The 14,550-nt window shown below is 71.2% G+C and carries 9 protein-coding genes; 1 reads left to right on the forward strand and 8 read right to left on the reverse strand.

Annotated features, from left to right (window positions below; all coding sequences use genetic code 11):
- Window positions 1-56: 56 nt before the first annotated feature.
- Window positions 57-1,547 carry a family 43 glycosylhydrolase gene (locus ACZ58V_RS21570; protein WP_468196402.1) on the reverse strand — a complete coding sequence of 497 codons (1,491 nt, stop codon included), beginning with the start codon at window positions 1,545-1,547 and terminating at the stop codon, window positions 57-59.
- On the reverse strand, window positions 1,544-4,804 hold the full coding sequence (locus ACZ58V_RS21575) for a discoidin domain-containing protein (protein WP_471291468.1): 3,261 nt from the start codon (window positions 4,802-4,804) through the stop codon (window positions 1,544-1,546). The genes ACZ58V_RS21570 and ACZ58V_RS21575 overlap by 4 nt, the downstream gene beginning before the upstream one ends.
- A 267-nt stretch (window positions 4,805-5,071) precedes the next feature.
- On the opposite strand from ACZ58V_RS21575, the gene ACZ58V_RS21580 reads away from it, so the two are divergent.
- Window positions 5,072-6,709 (forward strand): glycoside hydrolase family 43 protein, encoded by a 1,638-nt coding sequence (locus ACZ58V_RS21580; protein ID WP_471291470.1) that lies wholly within the window; start codon window positions 5,072-5,074, stop codon window positions 6,707-6,709.
- Here the strand turns inward: ACZ58V_RS21580 and ACZ58V_RS21585 are convergent.
- Genes ACZ58V_RS21585 through ACZ58V_RS21610 form a run of 6 tightly spaced genes read right to left on the reverse strand, consistent with a single transcriptional unit; the run spans window position 6,698 to window position 14,537 of the window.
- On the reverse strand, window positions 6,698-7,396 hold the full coding sequence (locus ACZ58V_RS21585) for a TetR/AcrR family transcriptional regulator (protein WP_468196409.1): 699 nt from the start codon (window positions 7,394-7,396) through the stop codon (window positions 6,698-6,700). The genes ACZ58V_RS21580 and ACZ58V_RS21585 overlap by 12 nt on opposite strands.
- Window positions 7,363-9,369 carry a CocE/NonD family hydrolase gene (locus ACZ58V_RS21590; RefSeq protein ID WP_471291472.1) on the reverse strand — a complete coding sequence of 669 codons (2,007 nt, stop codon included), beginning with the start codon at window positions 9,367-9,369 and terminating at the stop codon, window positions 7,363-7,365. The genes ACZ58V_RS21585 and ACZ58V_RS21590 overlap by 34 nt, the downstream gene beginning before the upstream one ends.
- The gene (locus tag ACZ58V_RS21595; RefSeq protein WP_471291474.1) at window positions 9,366-11,114 is read right to left on the reverse strand and encodes a dipeptide ABC transporter ATP-binding protein; all 1,749 of its coding nucleotides are present in this window, start codon (window positions 11,112-11,114) and stop codon (window positions 9,366-9,368) included. The genes ACZ58V_RS21590 and ACZ58V_RS21595 overlap by 4 nt, the downstream gene beginning before the upstream one ends.
- Complete coding sequence (locus ACZ58V_RS21600; RefSeq protein WP_468196417.1) at window positions 11,114-11,998, reverse strand: ABC transporter permease; 885 nt, start codon at window positions 11,996-11,998, stop codon at window positions 11,114-11,116. Before ACZ58V_RS21600 ends, ACZ58V_RS21595 begins: the two co-directional genes overlap by 1 nt.
- Complete coding sequence (locus tag ACZ58V_RS21605; protein ID WP_468196419.1) at window positions 11,995-12,951, reverse strand: ABC transporter permease; 957 nt, start codon at window positions 12,949-12,951, stop codon at window positions 11,995-11,997. Before ACZ58V_RS21605 ends, ACZ58V_RS21600 begins: the two co-directional genes overlap by 4 nt.
- 2 nt (window positions 12,952-12,953) lie before the next feature.
- Window positions 12,954-14,537 (reverse strand): ABC transporter substrate-binding protein, encoded by a 1,584-nt coding sequence (locus ACZ58V_RS21610; protein WP_471291476.1) that lies wholly within the window; start codon window positions 14,535-14,537, stop codon window positions 12,954-12,956.
- Window positions 14,538-14,550: the final 13 nt, after the last annotated feature.

Genomic DNA, 14,550 nt, shown 5'->3' on the forward strand with positions numbered 1-14,550 from the left:
GGACGAGGGCCGAGAAGGACCACTGCGGCGTTTCGCGGCCCTCGTCCGCTTCCGGGCTACTCTCCCGAGGGTGCGGTCAGCGGGACGCCCAGGCCCACCGGGGTGCCGAAGTTCGGCGTCCCGTCGGCGTTCCAGGTGAACTTCTGTGCTCTGGTGGAGCGGTTCATGTCGCAGCCGCCGCCCGCGGAGCTGTTGGCGTGGTACACCATCCAGTCCTCCGTGCCGTCCGGTGACTTGAAGAAGCCGTTGTGGCCGGGGCCGTACACCCCGTTGGCGTTGGACCGCTGGAACACCGGGTTCGGTGACTTGGTCCAGGAGGAGGAGCTGAGCGGGTCGCCGCCGTTGTAGGTGAGCATGCCCAGCTTGTAGTCGGGTGTGGAGCAGTGGCTGGCGGAGTAGACGATGAAGGTCTTCCCGTTCCGCTGCAGGACCTCGGCGCCCTCGTTGACCGCGCCGCCCACCGTCTCCCAGCTGTGGGTGGGGGTGGAGAGGATCCGGCGGGTGCCGCTCGCGGTCCACGGGTTGGACAGCGGCCGGATGAACATCGGCTGCGAGCCGTTGTAGAAGGTGCCGAGCAGATACAGCTTGCCGTTCAGCTGGAGGATGCCCGGGTCCAGCTCCCAGGTGTTGTCCTGGGACGGGTCGAGCAGATCGGCCTTGAAGGTGTAGGGGCCCATCGGGTCCTGGCCGGCGCTCTCCAGGACGTGGATCCGCTGGGTGCCCAGGTCGAACGGCTCCCGCCCGGCCGTGTAGTAGAAGTACCACCGCTTGCCGTTCGGGCCGTCGAGCAGATGGAACTCCGGGGCCCACATCGTGCCGGCGCCATTGGGCCTGGTCAGATTGAAGATCACCTGTTCGGCGGCCGTGGCGAGGCCGCCCAGGGTGCGGGACTTGCGCATGGTGACCGTCGAGTTCCAGGTCGTGGTGGCGAGGTAGTAGTAACCGTCGTGGTAGGTCAGCCAGGGGTCGGGGCCGCGCTGGGCGATCGGGTTGGTGAAGGTGTTCGGGCTGGTGCCGCCGCCGGTGAAGCCGGACAGGCGCCACACCCTGCCGTTCGCGGCGGAGCACGGCAGCTGCACCAGGCCGGTGTCCGACGCCGACGAACCGCCGCTCGGCGTCACGCACTTGCCCGACGCCGTGGAGACCAGGTTGAAGGCCTTGTCGGTGCCGCTCACCGGCACCAGCCGCCACTGCTGATTGGTGGCGCCGTGGCAGGGCCACTGGATGACGGTGGCGTTGTCCGCGGTGGACGCGCCGGAGACATCGACGCACTGCCCGGACTGGGTGGCGATCGTGTACGTGTCACCCGAGCCGGAGACCGGGGCGAAGCGGAAACTCTGGTTCGCGCCCGAACCGCAGGAGAAGGCACGCAACTGCGTCCCGTTCGTCGACGAACCACCCGGCAGATCCAGGCAGTTGCCACCGTGCGAGTTCACCCCCGTCGACGTGAACGCGACGGCGGCGGCAGCGGGCTGCGGTGCCGCCAGGAAGGCGACCATCATGGTGAGGACGCCGATGAGCGCGGACAGACATCTGAAACGAGTCACGGGCCGTACACCTTCGCTTCGAGGAGGCCGACGGAGCTGCTGCCGTTGCTGGTGAGCTGCACACGCAGTCGTGTGGTGTTCGTCGCGGTGAACGTGACCGCGTTGTACTTGTTCTTCGCCACCGGGTAGCCGCTCGCGCCGGGCACGTCGGCATAGGCGCTGCCGTTCCAGTACTGGAGCTTCCACGAGGCGGGCATGTCGATGCCCTGGTCGTCGTCGAAGAAGTACACCTCGGCCCGGTCGACGCTCTTCGCCGACGGCCAGGTCAGCTCGGCCCACTGCTGTCCGGTCTCCGGCCAGGTGCCCCAGCGCGGATTGACGGTGTCGTTGGACGAGGGCGGGTCGACCCCGTCGTTGATCGCGGTGACGCTCTCCCAGGAGGAGGTGTACGAGGCGGACGCCGTCGCGGACGTCGCCAGATTGGCGGGTGGCTGGGCGCCGCCCCGGTGGTGGACCTTGATCTCGGTGAGACCCGTCTTCGCCCCGGAGGCGTTGGTCGCCAGGACCCTGATGCGCTGAGCGCTGATCGCCGGGAACCGCACCAGGTTGTAGTTGGCGCGGGGCGCGGCCGGGCTCTTGGTCTGGCCGTCGGCGTTCACCCAGGAAGTGCCGTTGTGGTACTGGATCGTGTACGAGGACGGCGCCCGGTAGGTCGTACTGGCGGGGCGGCTGTCCTTGAAGTGCAGGCGCACCTCGTTGAGCGTCCGGGTGGTGCCGAAGTTCAGCTCGTACCAGTCCTGGCTGTTCGAGGAGCCGCCCGCGCCCCAGAACGGCTCGTTGGTGGGAAGCCCGTCGACCGCGCCCGAGACGCTGCTGCCCGACCCGGTGTGGGAGGCGGACGCGGTCGCCCCGGAGGCGAGGTCGGCCGGGTCGCCGGTCAGGTCGACACCGGCCTTGGCGAGCATGTCGACCATGCGGGGACTGTCCTGCACGACCTGGTTGGGGGCCTTGAGCCCGGGGACGGCGGTGCGGTGGGTGACCGTGCCCTTCGTGGTGACCTCACCGGTGGCCGGGTCCCAGGTGAAGGGCACCAGGGAGCTCACGGTGGCGGCCCGGGTGCCGTTGACGTAGATCGAGTAGCCCTCCGGGATGCCGGGGTAGCGCACCACGCCGTCGGCCGGGTCGTCCCAGACGACGGACAGGTCGGCGCCCCGGTAGCGCAGGTTGTTGACCGTGAAGTGGGACCAGCCGATGTCGATGGGGGAGAGCTCCACCTTGGCGTCGCTGCGCGGCCGCAGCCCCGCCACGTCCTCGATCACCGTCCAGTTGCTGCTGCCCAGGATGTTGTGGTGGATCCAGGAGCGGTAGTTGACGGCGCTGCCGTTCCAGTCGGCCCAGAACTCGTTCGCGTCCGGCCACTGGGTGTTGCCGCCGACGTACTGCGCCCAGGTGTTCCAGTAGAGGAGCTTCTTGTAGTCGGTGGCGTTCATCCAGGAGTTGGAGTAGTTGCGCAGCACCGAGGAGTACAGCCGGAACTGGACGGTGGAGTTGATGGTGGAGAAGTTGTTGGAGCCCGGCTCCCCGGCCTCGGCCGCCGCCTTCTTGTCGACCTGGTTGGCCGTGTAGAAGGGGAAGATCGGGTACTGCGCCGGGTCGTCGAACAGCCGCAGGGCCTGCTTGAAGGTCGCCGTGTCGGGGACGGCGCCGACCGAGAAGGGGTAGTAGTTGTTGATCTCCTTCCAGGGCACCCACTCGTTGGTCGACTTCAGCCGGTGCTCGAACAGCTGCCGGTTGGGGTTCCACAGGACGTTGACGATGGCGTCCTTGATCTGGTTCGCCAGCGTGCGCATCTCGCTCGCCTTGGCCGTGTTGCCGGTCGCCTCGTAGGCCTGCGCGGCGGCGAGGGCGCCGCTGTACTGGTAGGCGGACTCGGCGCGGTCCATGTTTCCGGGCTTCCAGTGGAAGGAGACCGCGTCGGCGTCGTTGCCCGTCAGGGCGCCCCAGTCGTACTCGATGAGCTTGTTGTTGTCGCGGTCGTAGTGCGCGAGCTGGCCCTTGACATCGCCCTCCGCGTAGCGGGCGAGGCTCGCGGCGATGCCCGGCTGGCCGCCGTGGATCTGGTAGCTCTTCCACGCCGCCTCGGCGATGTACTGGGTGTAGCTGTTGGACCAGTTCTCCGGGTCCCCCGGGTTGTCAAGGAAGCGGCCGCCCTTGGAGGTCTGGCCGACGCTCAGCCAGTCCCCGTAGGCGTACGACGGGTCGCGCAGATACTTCAGGTCGTCGATGTGCATCGGCTGGGTGAGCGCGATGGCGTTGTTGTAGCCGAGGACACCCTCGGTCGAGGTCGGGAACTGGAAGGTCTGCCCGGGGATGTCGGCGTCCAGATGGTTGAAGCGCATCAGCCACCAGCGGTAGTAGATGTTCTTCTTGATCGCGGGCTCGGGCACGTCGATGTACGGCACGTTCTGCGCCCACCACCGGTTGTAGGCCCTGACGTGGGTGGCGAAGGCGGTCGCGGCCGAGTAGCCCGCGTAGGCGTCGTACTCGCTCCGCGACTCGGGGATCTCGTCGGTGACGAAACCCATCACTACCTTCGCGGTCACCGTGGCACCGGCCGCGACCGTCACGGACCGGTTGAGGCCGCCGCCGGCGACGGCGAACCCGTCACCGGTCAGCCGGGGGCGGAGGGTCGTGAGGTTGTTGTAGGCGTTGACCTGTCCGGTCAGCTCGCTGCCGCTGCCAGACGTGGCGTAGGGCGATGTCGCCCGCAACTGGAGTGTGGTGGCGGACGAGCCGTTGTTCTTGATCGACAGGTTCGTCACGGCCACGTTGTTGTCCGTGATGAACTTCGTCTGGTCGACCGTGACCGAGCCGCTGGTGTGCACGCTCTTCCAGTGGCTGGGCGTCTGCCGGCGTTGCGCGACCTGTTCGGTGAAGGTCCCCGGGGTGACCGCGACGGTGTAGGCGTTGTCGCCGTTGATGTTCTCCCAGTAGGCGGCCTTGCCGCCGAAGCCGAACCGGGCCGGGTCGTGCTCTTTCATGAACAGCGCACGTCCCCGGCTCATCAGCCAGGGACCGGCCGGATCGTTGCCCGAGCGGGCGAGCAGACGGTCCATCCAGAAGTCGGTCCCCGAACTCTCCGCGTCGTAGATCGCCCGCATCATGTCGCCCGACGCGTGGGCGACGGGCGGGGCCGGGATCGCGGGGCCGCCGAAGCTGGGGAAACCTATGGTCTGCGCCGCCGCGGCCGGGGTGGTGGGGACGACGCAACAGACGGCGAGTACCAGTGCGGCCAGGAGGATCTGCGGTCTTCTCATCGGAGCTCCCTGTCCGGACCTGCAGAGCACGGAAACGACCTAAAAGGTTTTCGCAACGTAAGAGGGAGCTGATGAGGTGTCAAGAGAGGTGCGTGATAACGGAGTTGGTCGGCCGGGCGAGGGGGTGCGTTCGGAGAGTGAGTAAACGGCGCGGTCGGGGCCCCGGAAAACCTTTCAGGCCGGCGTTGCTCGCGAACGTATTCGACATTACGGTCCTGCGGTGATCACCCGGCGCACGCCGGAGCGGGCGTCACGAGGGGACATCGCATGCGAAACCGGCCGGCAGGCGTCATCCGCAACCCGGTGCTGCCCGGGTCCCACCCGGACCCGTCGATCCTGCGGGTGGGGCCGGACTTCTACCTGGCCACGTCGACGTTCGAGTGGTACCCGGGCGTGCGCCTGCACCACTCCACGGACCTGGTGCACTGGCGCCCCGTCGGCGGCGCCCTCGACGGCACCCGCCTGCTCGACCTGACCGGCTGCCCGGACTCGGGCGGCGTGTGGGCGCCCAGCCTCACCCACACCGACGGCCTGTTCCACCTCGTCTACAGCAACGTCTCCACGTACGTCGGCGGCTTCACCGACTGCCCCAACCACCTGATCACCGCCCCCTCCATCGAGGGCCCCTGGTCCGAGCCGGTACCGCTGCACTCCCGGGGTTTCGACGCCTCCCTCTTCCACGACGGCCCCGACAGCCGGCTGCTGAACCTGGTCCACGACTGGCGACCCGGCCACGGCGGTTCGGCGGGCCTGGAGGCCCGGCGCTACGACCGTGCCGAGCGCCGCCTGACCGGCGACCCCGTGCGGATCGAGCTGCCGCCGCAGGCCGGCTGGATCGAAGGCCCGAACCTCTACCGCCGTGGCGACTGGTACTACCTGCTCACCGCGGACGGCGGCACGGGCTACGACCACCAGGTCACCGTCTCCCGCTCGCGCACCCTGACGGGCCCCTACGCACGCGACCCGAACGGCCCGCTGCTCACCGCCCGCGACCACCCCGACCTGCCGCTGCAGAAGGCCGGGCACGGCAGCCTGGTGGAGACCGGGGACGGCGACTGGTACCTGGCCTACCTCGTGGCCCGGCCCCTCGGGCGGCGAGGACCGTGCGTCCTGGGCCGGGAGACGGCACTGGCGCCCGTCACCTGGACCTCCGACGGCTGGCCGCGCGTCGAGACCGGCCTGCCCGCCCTGGAAGTGCCGGTCGGCACCTCCAGGGCGGGCACGGACCACGCGGACGTGGACGACACCGACGGATTCGACGGCCCGGCCCTGGGGCCCCAGTGGTCGACACTCCGCCGCCCCCCGGCCCCCGACTGGGTCTCGCTCATCGAACGCCCCTCCCACCTTCGGCTCCGGGGCGGCCGTTCACCGCAGAGCCTGGTCGAACCCAGCCTGGTGGCCCGCCGCGTCACATCGGCGCGCTGCTCGTTCGAGGCGACGATGGAGTACCGGCCGGAGGCGTTCCAGCACCTGGCCGGGATCACCGCGTACTACAACACCCGCAACTGGTACTACCTGTACGTCACCGTGGACGACGCGGGTCAGCCGGTCCTGCGCGTCGCGAGCTGCGACCGGGGTGTACTGAGCGTCGACGAAACCGGTCAGGCACGCCTCGGCGATACCACGCGACTGCGGCTCGGCCTCGACTTCGACGGGGCCGACCTGCGCTTCCGGTACGACACCGGCCGGGGCTGGGAGCCCTTCGGACCCGCCCTGGACGCCACGGTCCTGTCCGACGAGCACGCCGAGCACATCGAGGACGGCCAGATCCGCGCCCTCGGCTTCACCGGCGCGTTCGTCGGCCTGTGGGCCTGGGATCTCACCGGGGGCGGGCACCCCGCGGACTTCGACGAGGTGAGGTACCGGGCTGTGGCGCCACGGCTGGGAGCACCCTCACGCGGGTGATCGCGGAACGAGTTCCCGTTCGATCAACCGGTTGAGGTGGTGCCGTGCCTGCTGAGTGGTCAGGGGAGGTGCCTGGCGCAGGCGTTGCAGGGCGAGGCCGTCGGCGAGGGCGGCGAAACGGGCTGTGAAGCCGTCGAGGTCGTCGCCGGTGAACTCGCCGTCCGCGACGCCCCGTTCGGCCAGGGCGCGGATCTGCCGGTGCCAGGCCGCGTACCGGTCGGCCTGCCCCCGTGCGAAGGTCTCGTCCGTGCTCTGCTCGCCCGCGTGCCAGAAGTCGAACCACATCCGCCAGTGCCGGTCGGTGTCCTCCGTGAACAGCGCGTCAACGAGCAGCCTGAGCGCCTCGGCCCCGCTGGTCGCGTGCTCGGCGGCCTCGCTGAGCGCCGCGTAGTACTGCTCGATGTGCAGCACCATGGCCTCGGAGAGGACCTCCTGCACACTGTCGAAGTGGTAGGTGACCGTGCCGACGGACACTCCGGCCGCGGCTGCCACGTCGCGCACGCCGACCGACTTGTAACCGCGCTCCGCGATCAGCGGTACGGCCGCGTCGACGATGAGACGCCGCCGCACCTCGGTGGGCTGCCGGGTCCGGTCCCGGGCGGCGACGGCACGGCGCGGGCCCTTCCCGCCCTGCCGCGGCTGCTCGGCGGCCGTCATCCCGACGTCCTCGGGGTGGTGCGGTGCCATGCGCGCTCGGCCACTGTCTCTCCGTTCCCCCGCGCCTCGATACGGCTGTCCATGATGAACTCCGCGGCCGTGGCGCGCAGCTCCGTCCGGGCCATGATCTCAGCGTCCCAGTCGTCCCCGCGCCGCAGCCGGATGCGCCACTCGGAGACGGCTCGCGCCGACAGCGGATCATCCGTGCGGATGGTGTACGTCTCGCTGGCGCTCTCCTCGTAACGCAATCCGTCCGGGTACGTCCGCGACCCCCCGTATCCGGGGTCGACCTCCAGCGTCCACTCGCCCTTGGCCACGTCGTGCGTGACCAGCCGCTCGGGGCGGGGGCCCGGGGGAGTGTCATAGGTGACCGCCATCGGTACCGCCTGCTCCGGTTCCTCGAAGCGGACGGCGACCTCGTCGGCGGCCTCGCGCACCGGTAGCAGGACCGCGCTGCCGGCCGGGACGACGTGCAGCGCCCCGCGTTCGCCGTGCGGCCACACCCAGGGCCAGTACGCGTCGGAGACGGCGACACGGACGCGGTGGCCGGGCGGGAAGGCGTAGCCGATGCCGTTGAGCTCGAACTCGACGTCCTCGTACGTCCCCGGAGTCCACTCGACGGCGTGTTCACGGCCCTTCCTGCTGAGCAGGTTGAGCACGCCCCGGGTGACGAGCGTGGACGAGCCGTCGGGAGCGACGTCGCACACGCGGGCGATGACATGGGCCCGCGGGGTGTCGCTGTCGAGGCGGAGCCGGACACGCGGCCGGCCGAGGATCTCCACGCGCCGGTCCAGGGGCGCGGAGTCGAAGCAGACGGACCGCCCGTCCTCCTCCCGCTGGTCGGGCGGCAGGTCGGCGGCGTTGCCGAACGGGAAGAAGCGGCCCGCGTCCAGGCCGGTGTGCAGCGGAGAGCGCACGAGGACCGGGTCGCGGCTCTCGCCGAGCGGACGGGTGTCCCAGGTGACGTCGGGGCTCGGCCAGTCGGCGTCGCTCACCCAGCGGCCGGGCATCTCCTCGTGCGACGGGGAGGGCGGCACGGGGTCGTTCAGCCAGGCGCGCAGCAGCGGCTCGGCCATGACGCCCGTGTCGACGCCCTTGAGGTGCTGGTCCCACCAGCGCAGGGTCTCCTGGAGGAACCCGATGGCCGGGCCGGGCGGCAGTCCGCGGTCGGGGTACTGGTGCGACCAGGGGCCGACGATGCCCCGCACCTGATCGCCGGGGAGGTGTTCCACGAGCCGCAGCACGGTGTCCCGGTACGGGTCGTTCCAGCCGCCGACCGCGAGCACGGCCGCGTCGATCGCCGTGTAGTCCTCGCAGACGCTGCCGTGCCGCCAGTAGTCGTCCCGCTGCTGGTGCTCCAGCCAGGTGTGCAGGAAGGGTTCGAGTGCGGCCAGGCGCTCGCGCCACAGGGGCAGCCAGCGGTCCGCGCCCACGTTCGCGGGGTCCGGCGGGCGTGCGGTGAAGGCGAGCATGGTGCCGGCCCAGGCGAGCATGTCGATGCCGAGGACGGCACCGCCCGTGTAGTGCACGTCGTTGTCGTAGCGGTCGTCGGTGGAGCAGACCGTCACGACCGCCTTGAGCGGTTCGGGGGCGAGGGCGGCGATCTGGAGGGAGTTGAAGCCGCCCCAGGAGATGCCGAACATGCCGACCTTGCCGGTGCACCAGGGCTGTGCGGCGAGCCAGTTGACGACGTCCACGCCGTCCGCGAGTTCCTGGGCGTCGTACTCGTCGCCGGGCGTGCCCTCGCTGTCGCCGTGGCCTCGGACGTCGACCCGGACGGAGGCGTAGCCGTGACCGGCGTACCAGGGGTGGCGCTGGGCGTCGCGCGGGGCGGTCCAGTCGCTCTTGCGGTACGGCAGGTACTCGAGCAGTGCGGGGACGGGGTCCGACTCGGCGTCGGCCGGGCGCCAGATCCGGGCGTGCAGGCGGGTTCTGCCGTCCCGGGTGGGGATCCACACGTCCTCGCGGACGACCTGGCGTTCGAACCGGTCGCGGTACTTCACGAAACTCCTTCTGCGACGGGAGAGGTCGGGTTGTCGTCGGGGGCGCCGGCGGGCCGCCAGCGGCGCACGCGGTGGCCGTCGCCGTGGTCGGTCCACACCTCGCCCTCCTGCGCCGCGTCGGTCCAGGCGGGGGCCGCCTCCACCGGTGGTTGTCCGTCCGGGTCGGGTTCTAGGGCGGCCGCCATCAGCTGCCGTGTGTAGGGGTGCCGGGGGTCCGAGAAGACGGCCTCCGTCGGGCCCTCCTCGACCACGACACCGCCGCGCAGGACGACGACGCGGTCCGCGATGCCCCGGACGACGGCCAGATCATGGCTGATGAACAGACAGGCCAGGTCGCGTTCCCGGCGCAGGTCGTCGACCAGGCGCAGCACGTCTGCCTGGACGGAGACGTCCAGCGCGGTGGTGATCTCGTCGGCGATGAGGACGTCCGGCTCGCCCGCCAGCGCCCGTGCGATGCCGATGCGCTGCCGCTGGCCGCCCGAGAGCTGGGCGGGCAGCCGGTCCGCGAAAGCCGGGTCCAGGCGTACGTCGGCGATGAGCCGCCGGGCGCGCTCGGCCGACTCCGCCCGGCCGCCGGCCGTGCCGAAGAACCGCAGCGGACGCCGGATGGCGTCGCCCACCGAACGCCGGGGGTTGAGCGAGGTGTCCGCGTTCTGGAAGACCAGCTGCACCCGCCGCCGCAGGGACATCGGCCGCCGCTGCGCGGGCCGGGCCAGATCGCCCGACTCGTGGGTCATGGCGCCGCCGGACGGGGTGCGCAGCCCCGCGAGGGTCCAGGCCAGCGTGGACTTGCCGCTGCCCGACTCGCCGACCAGGGCCAGGACCTCACCGCGCCGGACCTGGAAGGAGACCCCGTCCACGGCACGGGAGCTGCCGTAGTCGACGGTGACGTCACGGGCCGAGACGGCGACCGGCGCGTCCTCGGGCACGGTGGCCCTCGGGCGGATCTCGCGCTCGCCCGACTCCCGTACGAGAGCCAGACCGGCGTCGTCCAGCCGCGGCACGCTCGCCAGCAGCCGCTTCGTGTACGCCTCCCGGGGCGTCGCGAACAGCTGCCGGGTGGGCGCCGACTCCACCACCCGGCCCGACTTCAGCACACACACCTCGTCGGTCAGGTGCGCGACGACGCCCAGGTCATGGCTCACCAGCACGGCCGCCAGGCCCAGTTCGTCACGCAGGGCGGCGATCAGGTCCAGCACGCCCCGCTGTGTGACGACGTCCAGGCCGGTCGTGGGCTCGTCGAGGACCAGCACCTTGGGGCGGGCCGCGATGGCCATGGCGAGGGCGACGCGCTGCTGCTGGCCGCCGGACAGCTCGTGCGGATAGCGGCGGGCCAGCTCGGCGGGGCGCGGCAGCCGGACCTGGTCGAGCAGGTCGGTGACGGGGATGTCGCCGCCCGCCTCCGCGATCTGCCGGCCGACGCGCATGGAGGGGGTCAGCGCCTGGCCCGCGTTCTGGGCGACCATGGCGACCGTACGGCCGCGCAGCCGCCGCAGCTCGGGCGCGGACAGGGCGAAGACGTCCAGGCCGTCCACCGTCACCGAGCCGCCGGTGACGTGGGAGCCGTGCCGCAGATGCCCGAGCAGGGCCGCGGCGAGGGTCGACTTGCCGCTGCCGGACTCGCCGACCAGCGCGAGTGTCCGGCCCGCGGCGGCCTCGACGGACACCTCGTGCACCACGGGTATCCGGCGACCGCCGGAGCGGTACGCCACGGACAGGGAGTCGACGGAGACGAGCGGGGTCATCACAGGCCCTCCCTGATCCGGTCGACGCCCCAGGCCTTGGAGAGGCCGTCGGCCGCGAGGTTGAGTCCGATCACGAGCGTGGCCAGGGCGATGATCGGCGCGACGCTCGCCATCGGCACGACGGTGATGGCGGTGCGGTTCTCGGCGACCATCAGGCCCCAGTCCGGCGTCGGCGGGTCGGCGCCGAAGCCCAGGAACGACAGCGAGGAGATCAGCAGCACGACCCAGGAGGCACGCATCGCGAACTCGACGCACACCACGTCGACGATGTTCGGCAGGACCTCCCGGCGCAGGATCGACCAGGTGCCCTCCCCGCGGGCCCGGGCGGCGGTCACGTAGTCGGCGGGCACCACCGCCAGGGCGGCCCCGCGCACCACCCGCACCACCTGCGGGACGAAGACGACCGCGACGGCGAGGACGATGACGGCCGGTCCGGTGCCGAGCGCGGTCACGACCACGAGCAGCGCCAGCACCGCCGGAATGGCCAGCACGGCGTCCAGCACCCGCCCGATCACGTCGTCGAACCAGCCGCCGCGCAGGGCGGTCGCACAGCCGATGACCGTGCCGAGGGCGACGCTCACGACGGTGGCGGCGACGGACACCCCGAGCGCGTACCGGCCGCCGTACAGGACGCGCGCGAGGACGTCGCGGCCGTACTGGTCCGTGCCCGCCCAGTGCTCCCCGCCCGGACCGAGCAGGGCCTGCGAGGCGTTGCCCGCGATCGGGTCGTAGGAGGTGAGCAGAGGGGCCAGCAGCGCGATCACGACGTGGACGGCGACGATCGCGAGCCCCACGACGGCCGCGCGCGAGGAGCGCAGGGTGCGCCACGCACGGGCGGCGCGCGAGGCCGGGGCGTCGGCCCGGACGATGTCGAGCGTGGTCATCGGGTCCTCCCTCGGGTGCGGAGCCTGGGGTTGAGGGCCATGGCGCCGAGGTCGGCGGCGAGATTGCACACGACGTAGACGACGGCGCTGATCAGGGCGATGGCCTGGATGACGGGCAGGTCCCGGTTCTGCACCGAGGAGAGCATCAGCTTGCCGATGCCCGGGTAGTTGAAGACGTTCTCCACGACGGCGACGCCGCCCAGCAGCCAGGCCACGTTGAGCGCGATCACGTGCAGGACGGGCAGCAGGGCGCTGGGCAGGGCGTGCCGGGTGACGACCCGCCAGGTGGACAGGCCCTTGAGGCGGGCGGTGGTGACGTACTCGCTCGCCATCACGTCGATCACCGAGGTGCGGGCCATGCGGACGATGTAGGCGGCCATCACCACCGCGAGGGCGAGCGCCGGGAGCCACACGGCGGGCAGCAGCTGGCCGACCGTGGCGTCGGGGCCGTAGAGGACGACCGCGGGGAACCACGGCAGCGCGACCGAGAAGCACAGCACGAGGACGGTGGCCACGACGAACTCGGGGACGCTCATGCCGACGAGACTGACCGTCGAGATGAGGTGGTCGGGCCAGCGGTCGCGGTAGAGCCCGGCGAGGATGCCCAGCAGCAGCGAGCCGGTCACCGCGAACAGGATCGTGAGGACCGCGATGAGCATGGAGTTGCCCAGATACTGGGTGACTTCACCACCGACCCCCGTCCCCGAGACGAGGGACGTGCCGAAGTCGCCGTGCAGGGCGCCCCACATCCAGTCGCCGTAGCGTTCGAAGGCGGGCCGGTCAAGGCCGAGGCTGCCGCGCAGCTCGGCCACCGCCTGCGGGGTCGCGTCCTTGCCGAGGACCTGGGTGGCGACGTCCCCGGGCAGGGCCTGGACGGCGAGGAAGACCAGCAGCGAGGAGAGCAGCAGCGTGCCGAGCGCTGCCGCGGTCCGGCGGGCGACGAAGGAGAGCATGGTCAGGCCCCCTTCAGGCCGATGCCGAGGTAGTCGAACTCGAAGCCGTGCTCGGCGTAGCCGCGCACCTTGCGCGAGATGCCCACGAGCCGGTCGGCGAACATCGGGGTCATCGCACCGCCCTTGTCGATCACCCAGGTCTGCGCCTCGCCGTAGAGGTCACGGCGCCTCGCGTCGTCGGTCTCGGCACGCGCCCGGTCGAGCAGGGCGTCGAAGCCCTTGTCGGACCAGGCGGTCTCGTTGTACGAGGAGCCGCTGCGGAAGACCTGGTTGAAGAGCTGGTCGACGGGCCGGCCGGTGTACCAGTAGGTGGCCATCAGCGGCTGCTTCATCCAGATCTGTGTGTAGTACGAGTCCGCCGACGCCGTCTTGACGCGGATCCGGATGCCCGCCCGCTTCGCCGACTCCTGGTAGGCGAGCGCCATGGGCGTGAAGAGGGGGTCGTACGCGGAGGTGTACAGGTCGACGGCCAGGTTCTCGTGGCCCGCCTTCTTCAGCAGGAACCGCGCCTGCTCCGGATCGTGCTCGGGGTGCGCGGAGATGTGCGCCGGGTCGTCCGGAGGGACTGGGTTGTCCCAGCCGGCCTTGCCCGCGCCCTGCAGTGCGGCCTTCACGACGTGCTCGGGATCGTAGGCGAGCTTCATGGCCCGCCGGACCCGGACGTCGGTGAAGGGCTTGTCGGTGGTGAGCATGGGCAGCACGTACCACTGGCCGTTCTTCACCCGGGCGATGGTGGCGCGGTCGGAGGCGGCCACGACGCGGGCGGTGGCGAAGTCCAGGTTGGTCTGGGACAGCAGATCGACCTGCCCGGCGAGCAGGGCGTTCGAGCGGGCGGACATGTCCGCGACCGAGTAGAAGGCGATCGCGTCGAGCACGGGGCGGCCCGCCCAGTGGTCCTTGTACGCGGTGACACGGCCGGGCCCCGCCGGTGCGAAGGACTCCAGCCGGAACGGGCCGGTTCCTATGCCGGTGCGGCCGATGGACTTCCCGCTGCCCTCGGGGACGACGTAGCAGTTGTAGTGCGTGAGCAGGCTCGGGAACTCGGCGTTCGGGGCCTTCAGCGGCACCACGAGGGTGTGGGCGTCGGGTGTGCGCAGCCGCCCGGGGTCGACGAGCGGGGCGAGGACACCGGCCTGCGGGGACGCCGTCGCCTTGTCGAGTATGTGCCGCAGTGTGTAGGCGGCGTCGGCGGAGGTGAAGGCCCGGCCGTTGTGGAACGTGACGCCCTTGCGGAGCCGGAAGGTCCAGGTGCGCGCCGTGCTGTCCGGCTCCCAGGACTCGGCGAGGTCGGGAGCCGGCTCGCCGTCCGCGCCGATGCGGACCAGCCGGTTGTAGAGGGCGCCCAGGTACTCGTAGGCGGACAGGGAGCTCGCCGGGTCGAGGGTCTCGGCATCGGAGGCGGGCGGACGGGCGATCCGCAGGGTCCCGCCACGGTCGGGCGCGCCGCGCTGGGCGGTGGCCGGCAGGACGGGTGCGGCGGTGGCACCCGAGCAGCCGGACAGCAGCCAGGACGCGCCGAGCGAAGCCGCACAGGCGGTGCCCGCGGCGAGCACCGATCGGCGCCCTGGGGAGTGCGTGCCGGACATGAACCGCCCTTCC

The sequence above is a fragment of the Streptomyces sp. NPDC040589 genome, from assembly GCF_055594445.1.